The following is a 15,957-nucleotide window of genomic DNA, read 5'->3' on the forward strand; positions in this document are numbered from 1 at the left end:
GACAACTTGTTCGGCTGTCAGGCCGCCTGATTCGTCGTCAGGTGAGTATCCGGATGTGCACGTTCCGGTCGGCGGCCCCGTGCGACCAGCGCACCGCCCAGGAGGGCGAGCACCGCGCCCAGGACCGCAGCCCCGGCCGGCGCGGTCGTACCGAGCAGCGCGAGCTTCCCGCTGTCCGCCGCGGCCAGCTCCACCTGCTGCCGTTGCGTACGCGGGGTGAAGGCGATCTTCTCGCTCGCCAGGAGCACGACCGCGTCCTTGTCCGAACCGGGCGCGCGCAGGGTCTTCCTCGGTCCGATGGCGGCGTACACGATACGGCCGGTGCGCCGGTCCGCGACCAGCTCGATGCCGCTGTTGGCGTACCACTCCTCGGCCAGCACCTGCGGCGTCCGCGGCCTGCCGACGAGCCGGCCCGGCACCTGGCGCACCCCCGTCCTCGTGGGAGCGACGCTGCCGGTGAACCGTAGTCCCTCGTACCCCTGCACCGTCCTGCGGCCGGCGTAGCGGAGCTGCACCACCGCGCCGAGCGTGCCGTCCCACCAGCGGTAGGAGCGCTCCTCGACGTCGAAGGGGAACTTCAGGTACGCCTCGCCGTCGAAGGCGGGGGTCTCCTGGCAGCAGTGCACCGGTTCGTTGGTGGAGCGGTCGGTCACCCAGCGCTCCAGCGTCCACTGGAGGGAGTCGCGGGTGTCGGACGCGGGCAGCGTGCGATCGGTGTCGACGGAGGTCGACACGTCCCACACGGCGTTGCCGCTCCTGACGCTGTCGGACACGTCGCCGCGGACCTGGCGGGTGATCGTGATCGTCCTCCCGTGCACGGTCCTGAGCTTCGAGGTGTCGAAGTAGCTCCCCCTACCGGTGAACACCGTGGTGGTGTCGACGTCGATCGGGGTGCGCTTGGCCTGCGGCTGGACGTACGCGACCAGGAGAGGGGCCAGGACCAGCAGGAAGACTCCGGCTCCCAGCAGGACAAGGGACATCGGTGAAGCGGTACGGCGCATCCGGGCACTCCTGAATCGAGAAACTCGCACGGAGATGCACGGGCCCGGGCCGGTCAGCCCTCGCGGGCCATGACAGTAGGGGGGTACTTGACGGATTGTCAATGTCCCGTCAACACTGTGCGTCCAGCCGGTGGGGGCCGGCCTTACGGGGTGGGGATCGTCTCCAACGAGGAGCTGACCCGACTATGCGCAGACTGTTCGCCGCCGCAGCGACCGCGGTGGTCGCCGCCGTACTCGCCGTGGGCACGGCCTTCGGGATCGTCGCCGTGCTCAACGCCACTCCCGAGCAGCCGAACGTCCCGTTGATCAGCTACGACACCGCCCCGCCGGGCCGATGACCCGACCGGCATGGAGCGAGGTGCCGAGGCCCAAGGTGGAGCGGTTCGCCGCCATCGCCCTCGGCGAGGCCGGCGAACTGGCCCAGGCGATCCTCCGTGAGATCCGCCACGACTTCCCGCACCTGCGGCTCGTGGGGGACGAGTCCGGCGAGCCGATGGCACTCGTCGGCATCCGGCGCGCGATCGAACGCTTCGTGCAGCACCTGGCGTCCGGTGCCCAGGACCCCCGGGTGCCGCCGGAGGTGTTCCAGGAGTTCGGGCGGGGCGAGGGCCTGAACGGCCGCAGTCTCGACTCCCTCCAGGCGATCTACCGGCTCGGAGTCCGGCTCGCCTGGCGGAGGTTCGCCGAGATCGGCCAGCAGGTCGACATCGCCGCGCCCGCCATGTACGAACTCGCCGAATCAGGCTTCGAGTACCTGGACGGGCTCGTGGAGCAGTCGGTGCGCGGCTACGCCGAGGCGGCGGCCCGCCGCGCCGGCGAACGCCTGCGCCTTCAACGTCAGTTGATCGACCGGTTACTGGTCGAACACCGCGGCGACCCGGCCGCAGCGCTCCGCGAACGGGCCGCCCGCATCGGCTGGGAGCTGCCCGGGACGATCGCCGTGGGCGTGCTCATCCGGCCGGCCAGGGAGGCCGTGGCGCCGGCCGTCGGCCAGGGCATCCTCCTCGACATGGAGAGCGAGCAGCCCCGCATCGTCATCCCCGAACCGGACACCGCGGGCCGCTGGGACATGGTGCGGCGCGCCACGGGCGGCTGGTCCGGCGCGATCGGTCCCTCGGTGCCGCTCGCCGCCGCCGCGACCTCGCTGCGCTGGGCGGAGACGGCGGTGCGGCTGGTGGAGAGCGACCTGCTGCCGCGGGGCGAGGTGCTGCACTGCACCGAACGTACGGAGGAACTGGTGCTGTTGCCGTCCCGGGAGCTGATCGACGCGGCGGCGCGGCGATGTCTCGCACCGCTGGAGGGTACGAGCCCGGTGCAGGCGCGCCGCCTCGCCGCGACGCTGCTCGCCTGGATCGAGACCTCGGGCGGCGCTCCCGAGGTCGCGACCCGCCTCGGCGTCCACCCCCAGACGGCCCGCTACCGGCTGCGACAGATCCGCGAGCTGTGGGGCGACGTGATCGACGACCCGGACCGCCGCTTCGAAATGCTGCTGGTACTGCGTGCCCAGCGCCTGCGGGGCGAACTGAAGGACGCCACGGAATGCGCGCCGGGCCGCTGACACCGGCGTCGCCGCCGCCGTCCTGCGCGCTGCGCCGGCTGCCTCGGCCCGCCGTGCGTCAGCGCGGGGTCGTCGTCCAGGCGTACGCCGTCTCCGACGTGAACTCCCGCTGGCCGCCCGCGAACAGCAGGTCCGCCGCCAGGAACGCCGGGTCGGACGCCGTGCCCGGCACGTAGGGCACGGCGATGCAGCGCATGCCCGCCGCCCGAGCGGCCGCCGCGCCGGGCGGCGCGTCCTCCAGGACGACGCAGTCCGCGGCGTCCGCGCCCAGTCGGCGGGCCGCCTCCAGGAAGACGTCCGGCTCCGGCTTGCCGCGTCCGACCTCCTCCGCGGAGACGGTCAGCGGGATGTACGCGTCGAGGCCGGTCCCCGCGAGGACGGCCTCGATCGCGGCCCGCGACGACCCCGACGCGACAGCCATCGGCACCCCGTCCGCCGCCAGACGCTCCACGAACTTCCGCATCTCGGGGAAGACGTCCGTCGACGCCCGCGCCAGCTCCACATAGATCCGGTTCTTCTCCGCCAGCAGCTCGTCGAGCGGCGCGTCGATGGTGTACCGGGCCCGCAGGATCTCCAGCGTCTCGCGTGTGCCGATGCCGATGAACGAGGTGTGCTCCGCCCAGTCGAATCCGGTCACGCCGTGCGAGGCGAGCACCCTGCGCCCCGCCTCGTAGTAGTTCGGCTCGCTGTCCACCAGAGTGCCGTCGAGATCGAAGATGACCGAGGCAGTACGCGCAGTGCTCATGGCGTCCAGCATGCCAAGGGGCCCATCAGCGGGATGAACCGGCTGCCTTCCCCACCGATTCGACCAGCGGCAGCAGCCGGTACGGCACCCGCTCGCGCAGGGCCATCTCCGTCCGCGTACGGACCACGCCGGGCAGGTTGATCAGCCGCTGGATCACGTCCTCCAGATGACCGTTGTCCCGCGCCACGACCCGGGTCAGCAGATCCCCGCCGCCCGTGATGGAGAACGCCTCGACGATCTCCGGCACGGCCGCCAGCGCCTCGCCGACCTCGTCCAGGTGCCCCTGGGTCACCTCGATGTGGACGAAGGCCAGCACCGGATGACCGAGCGCGGCAGGAGAGAGGTACGGCCCCGTGCCGGTGACCACCCCCTCGCGCTCCAGCCGGTCGATCCTGGCCTGCAGCGTGCCGCGGGCGATCTGGAGAATGCGCGCGTACTGGCGCACGCTCGTGCGCGGCTGTTCGATCAGCAGGCGCAGGATGCGGGTGTCGAGCTCGTCCACCGCCATGGTCCGTTGGTCCTTCCATGGTCCCTGTGCACTGTCTGCAACTGTACCAATGGCCCAGTGGGAATCCACCCGGTTGAGCCATTGACCTGCGGATGTTTTCCTTGCACCGACAGGGCGCTGCGCAGCGCCGGACCGGCGACGGAGCCGGACCGGACCCGCGGCGCCTTTGCCGTGTCCGAGACCGCCGCCCATCGGCGCGTCGATCAGCAAGGGGGGCGGGACGACCGTCGTGAGGAGCATGACCGGCCTGCAGCACATCAAGAGGGCGTTCACCGCGCCCGACCCGGGACGCCTGCGGCTGCGCGTCTCGACGCGCGCCGTCCTCGGCGTCGGCCTCGCCGTCGCCGCCACGGAGCTCGCCGGCCTCTCACTCGTCGCCTCGATCACCGGCGGCCTCGCCGCGATGCTCGCCCTCTTCACCGTCGCCGACCCGACGGTGCGCCGCCAGGCCGTGACGACGGCGCTGCTGCCGGCGGCCGGCTTCCCCGTCCTGGCGCTGGCCACGGTCCTGCACGGACAGCCGCCCGCGCGCGCCGCCGCCTGGCTCACGGTGGTCTTCTGCGGTGTCTACGCCCGCCGATGGGGTCCGCGCGGGCACGCGCTGGGGATCTTCGCGTTCATGATGTTCTTCGTCACCCAGTTCCTGCACGCCGTCCCCGCGCAGCTGCCCGAACTGTACGGAGCCGTCGCCCTGGCCCTCGCCGCCGCGTCCGCCGTCCGCTTCGGGGCCTGGTGCATCGAGCGCCGGACGCCCCCGCCCTCGCTGCCCGCGCCGCTGCCCGGCCGCGGCCTCGCCCGGCCCACCACCCGCCAGGCCTTCCAGGCCACCGCCGCGTGCGCCCTCGCGCTCGCGGCCGGACAGCTCGTGTCGGGCGACCGCTGGTACTGGGCCGTCGGCACCGCCTGGTGGATCTTCGTCAACACCGCGTCCCGCGGCGAGACGCTGATACGCGGCTTCCGCCGGGTCGTCGGCACCGTCACCGGCATCCTCGCGGGCCTGCTGGTCGCCGTCCCGGTGGCGGGCGCGCCCGGGCCCACCGCCGTGCTGGTCGCCGTGTGCGTCTTCGGCATCTTCTACACCGCGGCCCCGTCGTACAGCTGGATGATGTTCTTCGTGACCGTCATGGCCGGTCTGCTCTACGGGCTGCTCGGCGTGCTCCACCCGGGCCTGCTGCTCCTGCGCCTGGAGGAGACCGCGGTCGGCGCGCTGGGCGCGGCGCTCGCCGTCGCGCTGGTCCTGCCCGTCACCACCCACACCGCGACCGACGCCTGGATCCGGCGCGCGGTCCGGTGCGTGCACGACTGCACCACCACGGCCGCGCGGCGCCTCGCCGGCGACGAGACGGCGGATCCCGCGCCGCTCGCCGCGGAGCTGGAGCTGCTGCTCGGCCGCGTACGCCTCTCGCTCGCCCCGCTGGTCCACCCGCTCAGCCCGCTGCGTGCGCGAAAGGCACGCGCGCGCCGGGTCATCGAGCTGCTCGACGTCTGCGCCCGCGAGGTGCGCGGCCTGGCCGCCGTCGCCGCCGATCCGCAGGCGTCCCACGACGCCCGGCTCGCCGCGGCCTGCGGCCGCGTCGAGGCGGCCGTCCACGCGCTGGTGCCGGTGCGGCCCGCCCGTTCCTCGGTCGCGACCGAGGTCGAGCACGTACCGCCGCACCACCCGGGGGCCGAGGCGGCGCTCGGTCACCTCCACGGCCTCGAACGCGCGCTCGCGGACCTCGCCCATCCGGTGCGCACCTCCCCGCGCGCCCCGCTGGTACCGGCGTGAGCGGCCTGCCGCGCGAATGCCGCCCCGAGCGATCCCCTTTGGTCTAGACCTACTGCTACCGTCGGGGCCGCGCACCCGTGTGCGGCCCGTGGGCGGTCCACGGGCGCTCCACGGGGCGGAGAGGGGACTGCTGTGGGTGACACAGGCGTGGGACGGGCCTTCATCGGATCGTTCACCTCGGTGGGCGGACCGGGGATCGTCGCCGCCTCGGTGGACCCCGCCACCGGCGCCCTGACGGCCACCGCCGCCACCCGTGCGGTCGCCGACCCCTCCTGCCTCGCCGCGACGGACTCGGTCCTGTACGCCGTCTCGGAGACGGCCGACGGCGCGGTCGCCGCCTTCGACATCACGGGCGGCGCGCTGCGCCCGCTCGGCGAACCGGTACCCGTCGGCGGCCACAGCCCGACGCACCTCGCGCTCGCCCGGGGCCGGCTGCTGACCGCCCACTACGGCTCCGGCAGCGTCAGTGTGCTGCCGCTCGGCCCGGACGGATCACCGGGCCCGGTCGCGTCGGTCGTCCGGTACGAGGGCCGCGGCCCCGACCCCGACCGGCAGACGCGGCCGCACGCCCACCAGGTCCGGCCCGACCCGTCCGGGCGCTGGATCCTCGCCGTCGACCTCGGCTCCGATGCGGTGCGCGTCCACGCCCTCGATCCCGTCACCGGCGGTCCGGCGGCGGGCCACCGGACGACCGCGCTGCCGCCGGGTACCGGACCGCGCCACCTCGCCTTCCACCCCGGCGGCCGACATGCCTACGTGCTGGGCGAACTGGAGCCGACGCTCACCGTGTGCCGCTGGGACGACCGCAGCGGGATCCTGGAGCCGGTCGCCGCGAACCGCGTCCTGCCGGACGGCGCGGCGGGACCGGCGTATCCCTCGGCAGTCGTCGTCGCGCCCGACGGCAGCCGCGTGTGGGCCGCGATCCGGGGCCACGACAGCATCGCGGTGCTGGACCTGGACGAGACCTCCGAGAAGGCGGAGCTCGTGACCACGGTCCCGTGCGGCGGCCACTGGCCCCGCGACCTCGCACTCGATCCCTCGGGCCGCAGGCTCTACGCGGCGAACGAGCGTTCCGGGGACGTCACCTGGTTCCACGTCGACGAGGCGACGGGCATCCCGCACCCCGCGGGCTCCCTGCCGGTCCCGGCCGCTTCCTGCGTGGTCTTCACCTGACCCGCCCGGCGCACGGCGGTCGGCCGCACCCACACGAAGGGCCCGTGCCGGTCGAGACGCCGACCGGCACGGGCCCTTCGGCACCGACCCTGAGGGACCGTCAGCGCAGCTGAGTCCCCTGCGGCTGGGCGATGCCCAGGGCGGTCGCGTACTGCGACAGCACCAGCTTGCCGATGGCCGGGTACGCGCCGAGGGCCTCGGAGGCGGCGCAGCCGGCATCCTTCACGGCGGCGTCGAGCAGCCCCTCCGGCAGCTCCGGACCCACCAGGTACGGCGCCAGCGCCAGCTGGACGGAGCCCGAACCGCGCAGCTGCTCCGCGACCGCGGCCACCGAACCCGGCTCGTCGAGCGCCGCGGCCATCACCGGCACGGCCAGCCGGGCCGCCAGGAGCATGCCGGTGATACCGGCGGCCTGCACGGCCTCCTCGCCGCCCACCGTGGCGAGGATGATGCCGTCGGCCGCCGTCGCCACCGTGAACAGCCGCGCGCGGTCGGCACGCGCCATACCGGCCTCGGAGAGCCGGACGTGCACGGCCTCGGCGAGCAGCGGGTGCGGACCGAGGACGTCGGTCAGCTCCACCGTGACGCGGCTGTCCATGAGGGCCTCGCGGATCCGGCGCATCAGCGCGTTGTCCGGGCCCGCCAGCAGCGGGACGACGACGGCGGCAGGGCCCTCGGGCGGGGCGACCTCGCGGCCGGCGGCCCTGGCGATCTCGTACCGCTCGGTGCGGACGGCCGCCGTACGGGCGAGGACCGTCGCCAGCGTCGGGTACTCCTCGTCGTCGCCCTCCAGGTAACCGATGGCGACTTCGAGCCCGGGCAGCTCGGAGCGGGCGATGCTTATGACCTCTTCGGCCAGGCTGCGCGTCGTGGGCGCGGGGGTGCCGGGCACGGCGAGAACGAGCGCGGGCGCGCCCTCGGGAGCGGCCACGGGCTCCGGGCGGCGGTGTCGCCCGGTCTGTCGGGGGCGTGGCATTCGTACAGGCAGGCCGGGTGCAGGCCCAGTGGGGGAGCTCATGGCGCCGCATGCTACTGGCTTTGTGCGCGCGGCTGTTCGGGGAGGGTGCAGTCGTGCGTCTTCTGTCCGTGTTTATCCGCCGGGCGGTGTACGGATCACGCGGCCCCGTCCGTCACGACGTTCAGCATGGCCGGATGCGGCGGCAGCAGCAGCCCGCCGGTCGCGACGGCCTCCGCGAGAAGCAGCGCGCCGGACAGCGGATCCCCGGCCGGGGGGACGACGCGGGCCTGGGGGACCTGGTGCGCGAGCTCGGCCCGCAGGGGCACGAGCAGCGGGTCGCCGAGCTTCGCCGCCCCGCCGGTCACCGCGACCTCGCACCCGCCCGGCGTGTCGGGCCCCGCCGGGCACACGGCCGCGGCGGCCTCGGCGATGTGCTCGGCCGCGCGCGCGAGGACGCCCGCCGCCACCGGGTCGTGGTCCGCGCAGGCGGCGACCTCGGGGGCGAAGGAGGCCAGCATCGCGGGCCGGTCGGCGCGGGGGTACAGCAGCCCCGGCAGCTCCGCCGCCGGGCCGAAAGCGGCCTCCATCCGCGCCAGCAGTGCCCGCGAACCGCCCCTGCGTCCGTCGTGCGCGCGCAGCGCCGCCTCGAGGCCCGCCCGGCCGATCCAGGCGCCGCCGCCGCAGTCGCCCAGCAGATGGCCCCAGCCGTCGGCCCGGCGCCAGGACGCGAGGTCCGTGCCGACCGCGATCATGCCGGTGCCCGCCGCGACCACGGCGCCGGGCCGCTGACCCAGCGCACCCGCGTACGCGGTCACCGCGTCGGCGGCCAGCCCCAGCCGCCGTACGCCGAGCGACGCGGCCAGCGCGGCGGGCAGTTCGGCGCGCAGCCGGCCGCCCAGCGTGGCCATCCCGGCCGCGCCGATCACCACGGCCGTCGGCCCGCCGCCCCCCGCCCGCTCCAGGAGGGCCCGCGCCATCGGCACGAGCTGTTCCAGCATGTGCCCGGCGTCGATCCCGTCCGAGCCCGTGCGCACCGGTTCGGCCGACACCGAGATCGCGGCCTTCTCCAGCGCGCCCGCCTCGGCGAGTGCGACCCGCAGGCCCGAGCCGCCCGAGTCGACGCCGAGCACGCGGATCACGGCAGCCGCCAGTCGACGGGCTGCCCGCCCTGCCGGATCAGCAGCTCGTTGACCCGGCTGAACGGGCGGGAGCCGAAGAAACCGCGGTCCGCGGACATGGGCGAGGGGTGCGACGACTCGATCGCCGGCAGATCGCCCAGCAGCGGGCGCAGATTGCGCGCGTCCCGGCCCCACAGCACCGACACCAGCGGCTTGCCGCGCGCCGCGAGCGCACGGATCGCCTGCTCCGTGACCTCTTCCCAGCCCTTGCCGCGGTGCGCGGCGGGTTTGCGCGGTGCGGTGGTCAGCGCCCTGTTGAGCAGCAGCACGCCCTGTCGCGTCCAGGGCGTGAGATCCCCGTTCGAGGGTCGGGGATGGCCGAGGTCGGCGTGCATCTCCCGGAAGATGTTGTCGAGGCTCGGCGGCCACGGCGACACGTCCGGCGCCACCGAGAAGCTGAGACCGACGGCATGGCCCGGCGTGGGGTACGGATCCTGGCCGACGACCAGCACCCGGACATCGTCGAACGGCTGCTGGAAGGCGCGCAGCACATGCTGTCCGGCGGGCAGATACGTACGCCCCGCGGCGATCTCCGCGCGGAGGAAGTCCCCCATGGCGGCGATGCGTTCGGCCACGGGGGCGAGAGCGTCGGCCCAGCCGGGCTCGATGATTTCGTTCAACGGTCGTGGTGCCACGGGTGCCTGTCCTCAGGTGTCGCTTGTGTGTCGATGCGCAAACGCGGGTCAAGGCGGCCCTCAACCCGCAGGGGAGGCAAGTGGATCTCGCCGGGCAGTGGCGTGCCCGGCACGCCCTCCATGATCGGATCCCACAGGTCCGAGCGCTGTCGGCGCAGGAGCGCTGAGGCGAACGCGCCGCAGGCCATGTACTTGACCGGCAACTGCCGTCAGGTGCACCCGGTGCGCGCCTTGTGGAGCGTCGCAGCCGCGTCCGGCTGCTTGTGCTGAGCGGATGCACTCCGCTGCTCGTGCTGCGACGTCAACGGCGGCTGTGAGAGTGTTGGTCATGTCAGTCCCTTCACGACTGGCGACCCGATCCCGGTGGCGTGGCCTCGCTGCCGGGATCTTCGGCTTGGCGGCAGCATCCTATGCGGCGGGTCTGTCAGGCCGAGGCGAAAAGGGGATGTGCAGCAGGAGGTTGTAAACGCCTGCATCGTGCTCGGTGTTGACGTCCCGGCTGATCCGGATCCGGAGTCGCTACGCGGTCTTGACCGCGGTCCGGATGTTCTCGTGGCGAGGTGGTCCGGGCCTATCCGGCGATCGGCGGTTCCTGAGCGGACGTGACAACGGCTGCCAGGTCTGCGCCCGCTCGGAGTAGTGCCACGGTCCGCGTGGCGATCTGGTCAAGACGTTGCTGCAGGATGCGTTGGGTCTCTCCCGGCCCGTCGAGCTGGTGCAGGGAGCCCATGATGTCGCGCACTGCGGGGATGCCGTAACCGGTGCCGCGGAGGGCCGCGACGATTCGGGCCGCTCTGATCGCTGAAATACCGTAGCGACGTGCTCGCAGTGACGTCACCCGCTCGGGAATGACAAGCCCTTCCTGCTCCCAGAACCGCAGGGTCGAGGGACGTACATCGAGCGCCGCGGCCAGCTCCGTGATCGTCATCGCGTCACTGGCCTGCTCGAACTCGGGCGTATTCGTTTCATCCTGGATCGCACGCAACGCTTGTCGAGCGCGCAGAGCCTCGTCTCGTTCCCGCGCGAGCCGAACGTGCACCGCGCTGATCGCCGAGGCCGCCGTCGCGATCGTCTCCGTTCGCAGCTCCGCGAGCATCTGCCGGGCCGCGACAGGCCCAACAGCACCGGCGAGTCCGCGATAGGCGCGAAGAGCATGCACGTGAACCGATGTGTATGAACGGTAACCGTTGCTCGATCGAGCGGCGGGGGGAATGACTCCCAGCCGCTCCAGGTCGCGAACCTGTTGCACCGAGTACCCCGACTCTCTGGCGACATCGACTGTTCTGAGCAGTACTCGTTGCGAACCGCTCATGGTCTCGCCCACCAGCCAACCCCACATAAGCACTTGAAGGTAATGCTTGAACCATGAGTATGGAACAGATCATCGCGACCGTGCGAGGCTTCGACGGCGCGCTCGTGCTCGTCCCGGAACCGGGAGGCGACTTCCCTGAGTTCGCGTGGGGGGACGCGTTCTTCTACTACGCCCCCGACGGCCGGATACCTGAGAACGTCCAGCCCTACGGGACGATCGTCACCAGGAACTACCCCGACGACGCCGCTTCCGACCTCGACCCTCCGGGCCGCTGGCGCGTGAACGTCCACGTCGACCGTGCGACGTTCCAGGAGCTCACTGGGGAGGAGCCGCGCAGCATCATCCGCCGCCGAGACTGTGCAGCCGCCGACAGTTTGATGCCGCACCCGGTATACGGCGCGCTCGGCTGGATCTCTGTCGTCAATCCCGGTGAGAGGACAACGGCCACAGTCGCGCAGCTTCTGCGCAGCGCCCACGACGCCGCTCGTGGCCGGTTCGCGCGGCGACACGAACCAGGACAGCCGCTGGACGCGGACTGACGTCACTGGGGATCTTCGACCTTGTGGTGCAGTCAGTACCCGCGGCACCACATGATCCGTTCCCCCGGTGGCCGTGGGCCGCCGTCCGTGACCGGCCCCCGTCAGCGCATCACCGCCGCCCGCACGCACAGCACGTCCGGGAGATGCGAGGCGAGTTGCTGCCAGGAGTCGCCGTCGTCCGCACTCGCGTACACCTCGCCGTTGCGGTTGCCGAAGTACACGCCGGCGGGGTCCGCGTCGTCCGTGCACATCGCGTCGCGCAGCACCGTCCCGAAGTGGTCGCCCTCGGGCAGACCCGCCGACAGCGCCTCCCAGCTCCCGCCCGCGTCCCCGGTCCGGTAGACCCGGCAGCGCCGGCCGGCCGGGACGCGGTCGGAGTCGGCGGTGATCGGGAAGACGTACGCGGTGTCGGCGCGGTGCCGGTGCGCGGCCACCGCGAAACCGAAGTCTGACGGCAGTCCGGCGCCGATGTCGGTCCACGTGCCCCCGGCGTCGTCGCTGCGGTAGACGCCCCAGTGGTTCTGCAGGTAGAGACGGTCCAGGTTCACGGCGTCCTGGGCGATCTTGTGCACGCACTGCCCGAACTCCGGGTTCGGATCGGGCAGGAAGACGGCCGACACCCCCTGGTTGGAGGGCGCCCAGCTCGCTCCTCCGTCGCGGGTGCGGAACACGCCGGCCGTCGACACCGCGACCGTGACCGCGTCGGGGTCGCGGCGGTCCGTCACCACCGTGTGCAGACCTTCACCGCCGCCGCCCGGCACCCACTGCGAGCGGGTCGGGTGCTCCCACAGCGGCCTGATGAGCTCGAAGGTCTCGCCGCCGTCCTCGGAACGGAACAGCGCGGCGGGCTCGGTGCCCGCGTAGACCACGTCCGGTGCCGCGTCGGACGCCGGGTGGAGCTGCCACACCCGCTCCAGCGAGGCGCCGGTGTCCTTGGGGAACTTCACCGCCGGCTTCTTCGGCTCGACCCAGGTCCTGCCGAGATCGTCGGAGTGGAAGACGGACGGGCCCCAGTGCGCGCTGTCGCCGCCGACGAGCAGCCGCGGCACCGCTCTGCGCGTGTCGATGCCGACCGAGTAGACGGCCTGCGCATTGAAGTGGGGGCCGTCGAACTCCCATGCACCGCCCCTCCTGCGGCCGATGAAGAGCCCTTTGCGAGTGCCTACGGTGAGCAGTACATCGGTCATGGCCGATATCCCTCCAGGACGCCGTTGTCTCGGATACGGGCCAGTCTGCACCCGACCACTGACAACGTCCTGCGATGCGGTCCGTGCGCACGTCGGCCCGTGACAGCAGTACGGACCGGACCGGCCGGCGAAACTCATCGGTGCACGCGGGTGGACCCCGCGCACACACTCCGGCCCCCCGGGAGAGATCTCCCGGGGGCCGGCGTCAAAGGCCCCGAGGGCGGTGTCCGCAAGGACGGACGGATCAGACGGAGCGGTGGTACTGCTGCGGCACGTGGACCTCGGCGCCCAGCGTGCGGGCCGCGTGCCGCGCCCACGACGGGTTGCGCAGCAGCTCGCGGCCGAGCAGCACGGCGTCCGCCTCGCCGTTGGAGAGGATCTTCTCGGCCTGCTCGGCCTCGGTGATCAGACCGACCGCGGCGACCGGCAGCCCGGTCTCCGCCCTGACCCGCGCGGCGAAGGGCACCTGGTAGCCGGGGCCGGCGGGGATGCGGACGCGCGCGGCATTGCCGCCGGAGGAGACGTCGAGCAGGTCGACGCCGTGCTCCTTGAGGAGAGCGGCGAGGCGGACGGTGTCGTCGACCGTCCAGCCGTGCTCCTCCAGCCAGTCGGTGGCCGAGATGCGGAAGAAGAGGGGCAGTTCCTCCGGCCACACCGCGCGCACGGCGTCGACGACCTCGAGCGCGAAGCGGACCCGGTTGTCGAAGGAGCCGCCGTACTCGTCGGTGCGGCGGTTGCTGTGCGGCGAGAGGAACTCGCCGATCAGGTAGCCGTGCGCGCCGTGGACCTCGGCGATCTCGAACCCGGCGTCGAGCGCGCGGCGGGCCGCGTCCGCGAACTGGCCGACGATCTCGGCGATGCCTTCCCGCGTCAGCTCGTCGGGCACGGGGTGCCCGTCGTCGAAGGGGACCGGGCTGGGGCCGAGCGGCTGCCAGCCGTGCTCGTCGGCTCCGAGCGGCGCGCCGCCCTTCCAGGGCCGGTCGGTCGAGGCCTTGCGGCCGGCATGGGCGAGCTGGACGCCCGGAACGGTGTTCTGGCTCTTGAGGAAGCGGGTGATGCGCCGGAACGCCGCCACCTGCGTGTCGTTCCAGATGCCGAGGTCCGCGGGGCTGATCCGGCCCTCGGGGCTGACCGCGGTCGCCTCGACGAGGATCAGGCCGGTGCCGCCGGCGGCGCGCGCCGCGTAGTGGGTGAGGTGCCAGTCGCCCGCGACGCCCGCGTTCGGGCCGAAGACCTCCGCGCTGTACTGGCACATCGGCGCCATCCAGGCGCGGTTGGGGATGGTCAGCGAGCGCAGGGTGTAGGGCTGGAACAGCGAGCTCACAGGGGACTCCATTTCAGACAGGACGGAACCGGGGCACGGAATCGAGGGGCGGGACCCCGTCACGCTTCGTACGATACCCATCGTAGTACGGGAAGTGTCAAACTACGATACCTCTCGTACAATGGAGTCCGGGGTGAGCCGCAGCGGCCGCGCCCCCTGCCGTACGAAGCCCACCGGACGAACCCCGGACGAAGCGGAGCCACCGTGACCAGCGTGAGCAGCGCCCGAGTTCTCGATCACCCCGCGCGGGACGAGATCCGGCTGGAGAACGTGCTCCACGCACTCTCCGACCCCATGCGCATGCGGGTGGTCCGGGCGCTGGCGACCACCCACGACGAGCTCTCCTGTTCGTACTTCGACCTGCCCGTCACCAAGTCGACGACCACGCACCACTTCCGGGTGCTGCGCGAGAGCGGCGTGATCCAGCAGGTCTACCGCGGCACCGCCAAGCTCAACTGCCTGCGCCGGGACGACCTGGAGGCCCTTTTCCCGGGTCTGCTCGACAGCGTGCTCGCCGCGGCCGAGGGCCAGGACGAACGCCTCGGCGCACGCTGAGCGGCAGGGCCCCGGCGGGCCCGACGGCCGCCGCCCGGCCTTCAGCGGCACCCCGTGACACGCCGGCGTGGCCCGGGGCAGGCGGCACCGCCTGCCGCCGACTGGGCCGACGGCGCCCCGTGCCGCCTCAGTCCGCCCCGTCCGCGGCTGTCAGCAGGCCCTGCCAGTCCGCGATCTTGACCGAGCGGCGACCCAGCGTGCGGCCCAGTGCCTCCTCGGCCGACTCGATGGCCAGCCAGCCCGGCCAGGCGACCGGACGGTGCCCGGCCGCGCGCAGCTCCGCGACCGGATCGGCCGCGACCGGCCTGGCGGCCAGGCGCGCCGCGTCCTCCAGCAGCGAGGTGACGGTCTCCTTGGCGCACGGCCGGTTCGTGCCGATGACGCCCGTCGGTCCCCGCTTGATCCACCCCGCCACGTACTCGCCGGGAGAGGGCACGCCGCCCCTGAGCACGCGCCCGGCCGCGTTCGGCACGATGCCGCGATCCGTGTCGAACGGGAGGCCGTCCGTCGGCACACCCCGGTAGCCCACCGCCCGCAGCACCAGCTGCGCCTCGATGTCCTCGTACGCGCCCGTGCCCCGCACCCCGCCCCGCCCGTCGGGCGCCGTGCGCTCGAAGCGGACCCCCGCGGCCCGCCCGCCGCGCTCCAGCACCTCGACCGGGCGCAGGAAGAACCGCACATGGATCCGCCGGGCCCTGCCCGTGGGACGCCGGTCGGCCCATTCCCGTACGACCATGAGGTTGCGGCGGACGACGGCGGGCACGGCCTCGGGATCGGCGTACGCCGTCTCCAGGGCGAGGTCCGCCGGCTCGACCAGCACGTCGGCCCCGGGGAGCGCGCCCAGTTCCCGCAGCTCCTTGGTGGTGAACTTCGCGCCGGACGGACCGCGCCTGCCCACCATGTGCACCTCGCGCACACCGCTCGCCGCAAGCGCCTCGAGCGCCGGCTCGGGCACGTCCGTGGGCCGCAGTTCGTCCGCGCCCCGGGCGAGGATGCGGGCCACGTCGACGGCCACGTTGCCGACCCCGATCACGACGGCCGACGGCCCGCCGAGCGGGAATCCGCCGGTCACCGCGTCGGGGTGGGCGCTGTACCAGGAGACGAAGTCGGTGGCGGAGTGACTGCCGGGCAGGTCCTCACCGGGAATGCCGAGTCTGCGGTCCCGCGCCGCCCCCACGCAGTAGACGACGGCGTGGTACAGCTCCAGGAGCCGCGCCGGCGTCAGGCCGTGCGCCCCGACCTCGATGTTGCCGAGGAAGTCGATGCGCTCGTCCTCCAGCACGGACCGCAGGTTGTTCTGCAGCGACTTGATCTTCTCGTGGTCGGGGGCGACCCCGTAGCGCACGAGTCCGTACGGGCAGGGAAGACGGTCCAGGATGTGCACCCGGACGTCGGGCACGACGGACTGCTGGACGAGGGACTGCGCGGCGTAGACCCCGCTGGGGCCCGATCCGACGACGGCGACACGAAGCACGACTGCGCTCCTTCCCGCAGGGGATTCCAGCATCGCACCCGT

Annotated in this window: 16 protein-coding genes; 6 read left to right on the forward strand and 10 right to left on the reverse strand. The window is 73.1% G+C overall.

Annotated elements, in window-relative coordinates; all coding sequences use genetic code 11:
- Positions 1-17: 17 nt before the first annotated feature.
- The gene (locus HW130_RS05125; protein ID WP_177148200.1) at positions 18-1,001 is read right to left on the reverse strand and encodes a DUF3068 domain-containing protein; all 984 of its coding nucleotides are present in this window, start codon (positions 999-1,001) and stop codon (positions 18-20) included.
- 185 nt (positions 1,002-1,186) lie between these two features.
- Between HW130_RS05125 and HW130_RS05130 the strand changes: the two genes are divergently transcribed.
- Both HW130_RS05130 and HW130_RS05135 read left to right on the forward strand, forming a co-directional pair.
- Positions 1,187-1,339: a hypothetical protein gene (locus HW130_RS05130; RefSeq protein ID WP_177148201.1), complete on the forward strand. Its 153-nt coding sequence runs from the start codon at positions 1,187-1,189 to the stop codon at positions 1,337-1,339.
- Positions 1,336-2,559: a PucR family transcriptional regulator gene (locus tag HW130_RS05135; RefSeq protein ID WP_177148202.1), complete on the forward strand. Its 1,224-nt coding sequence runs from the start codon at positions 1,336-1,338 to the stop codon at positions 2,557-2,559. The genes HW130_RS05130 and HW130_RS05135 overlap by 4 nt, the downstream gene beginning before the upstream one ends.
- Positions 2,560-2,617: 58 nt before the next feature.
- On the opposite strand, the gene HW130_RS05140 is transcribed toward HW130_RS05135, so the two are convergent.
- Entirely contained in the window at positions 2,618-3,304 is a 687-nt protein-coding gene (locus HW130_RS05140; protein WP_256355879.1) for an HAD family phosphatase, read from the reverse strand.
- Between the two features lie 25 nt (positions 3,305-3,329).
- Positions 3,330-3,812, reverse strand: a complete 483-nt coding sequence (locus HW130_RS05145; RefSeq protein WP_177148204.1) for an Lrp/AsnC family transcriptional regulator — start codon at positions 3,810-3,812, stop codon at positions 3,330-3,332.
- Between the two features lie 238 nt (positions 3,813-4,050).
- Between HW130_RS05145 and HW130_RS05150 the strand changes: the two genes are divergently transcribed.
- Positions 4,051-5,580 (forward strand): FUSC family protein, encoded by a 1,530-nt coding sequence (locus HW130_RS05150; RefSeq protein ID WP_177148205.1) that lies wholly within the window; start codon positions 4,051-4,053, stop codon positions 5,578-5,580.
- A gap of 132 nt (positions 5,581-5,712) precedes the next feature.
- A complete protein-coding gene (locus HW130_RS05155; RefSeq protein ID WP_177148206.1) occupies positions 5,713-6,753 on the forward strand; it encodes a lactonase family protein in 1,041 nt (346 codons plus the stop codon).
- A gap of 100 nt (positions 6,754-6,853) precedes the next feature.
- On the opposite strand, the gene HW130_RS05160 is transcribed toward HW130_RS05155, so the two are convergent.
- The 4 genes from HW130_RS05160 to HW130_RS05175 form a co-directional block, all read right to left on the reverse strand.
- Positions 6,854-7,771, reverse strand: coding sequence for a sirohydrochlorin chelatase (locus HW130_RS05160; RefSeq protein ID WP_177148207.1), 918 nt, complete (start codon positions 7,769-7,771; stop codon positions 6,854-6,856).
- Positions 7,772-7,866: 95 nt separating this feature from the next.
- Positions 7,867-8,850 carry a BadF/BadG/BcrA/BcrD ATPase family protein gene (locus HW130_RS05165; RefSeq protein ID WP_309140329.1) on the reverse strand — a complete coding sequence of 328 codons (984 nt, stop codon included), beginning with the start codon at positions 8,848-8,850 and terminating at the stop codon, positions 7,867-7,869.
- Entirely contained in the window at positions 8,847-9,524 is a 678-nt protein-coding gene (locus HW130_RS05170; protein WP_177148208.1) for a uracil-DNA glycosylase, read from the reverse strand. Before HW130_RS05170 ends, HW130_RS05165 begins: the two co-directional genes overlap by 4 nt.
- 571 nt (positions 9,525-10,095) lie before the next feature.
- The gene (locus HW130_RS05175) at positions 10,096-10,836 is read right to left on the reverse strand and encodes a MerR family transcriptional regulator (protein WP_177148382.1); all 741 of its coding nucleotides are present in this window, start codon (positions 10,834-10,836) and stop codon (positions 10,096-10,098) included.
- 59 nt (positions 10,837-10,895) lie between these two features.
- On the opposite strand from HW130_RS05175, the gene HW130_RS05180 reads away from it, so the two are divergent.
- Positions 10,896-11,375, forward strand: a complete 480-nt coding sequence (locus tag HW130_RS05180; protein WP_177148383.1) for a DUF6194 family protein — start codon at positions 10,896-10,898, stop codon at positions 11,373-11,375.
- 101 nt (positions 11,376-11,476) lie between these two features.
- Here HW130_RS05180 and HW130_RS05185 read toward each other — a convergent pair whose 3' ends face one another.
- Positions 11,477-12,562, reverse strand: coding sequence for an exo-alpha-sialidase (locus HW130_RS05185; RefSeq protein WP_177148209.1), 1,086 nt, complete (start codon positions 12,560-12,562; stop codon positions 11,477-11,479).
- Between the two features lie 244 nt (positions 12,563-12,806).
- Positions 12,807-13,886, reverse strand: a complete 1,080-nt coding sequence (locus HW130_RS05190) for an NADH:flavin oxidoreductase/NADH oxidase (protein ID WP_177148210.1) — start codon at positions 13,884-13,886, stop codon at positions 12,807-12,809.
- A 204-nt stretch (positions 13,887-14,090) separates the two neighbouring features.
- Between HW130_RS05190 and HW130_RS05195 the strand changes: the two genes are divergently transcribed.
- Complete coding sequence (locus tag HW130_RS05195; protein WP_177148211.1) at positions 14,091-14,441, forward strand: helix-turn-helix transcriptional regulator; 351 nt, start codon at positions 14,091-14,093, stop codon at positions 14,439-14,441.
- 127 nt (positions 14,442-14,568) lie between these two features.
- On the opposite strand, the gene HW130_RS05200 is transcribed toward HW130_RS05195, so the two are convergent.
- Complete coding sequence (locus tag HW130_RS05200; protein WP_177148212.1) at positions 14,569-15,915, reverse strand: FAD-dependent oxidoreductase; 1,347 nt, start codon at positions 15,913-15,915, stop codon at positions 14,569-14,571.
- Positions 15,916-15,957: the final 42 nt, after the last annotated feature.

Origin of the sequence: Streptomyces sp. PKU-EA00015, assembly GCF_013387495.1 — a bacterium.
GTDB lineage: Bacteria > Actinomycetota > Actinomycetes > Streptomycetales > Streptomycetaceae > Streptomyces.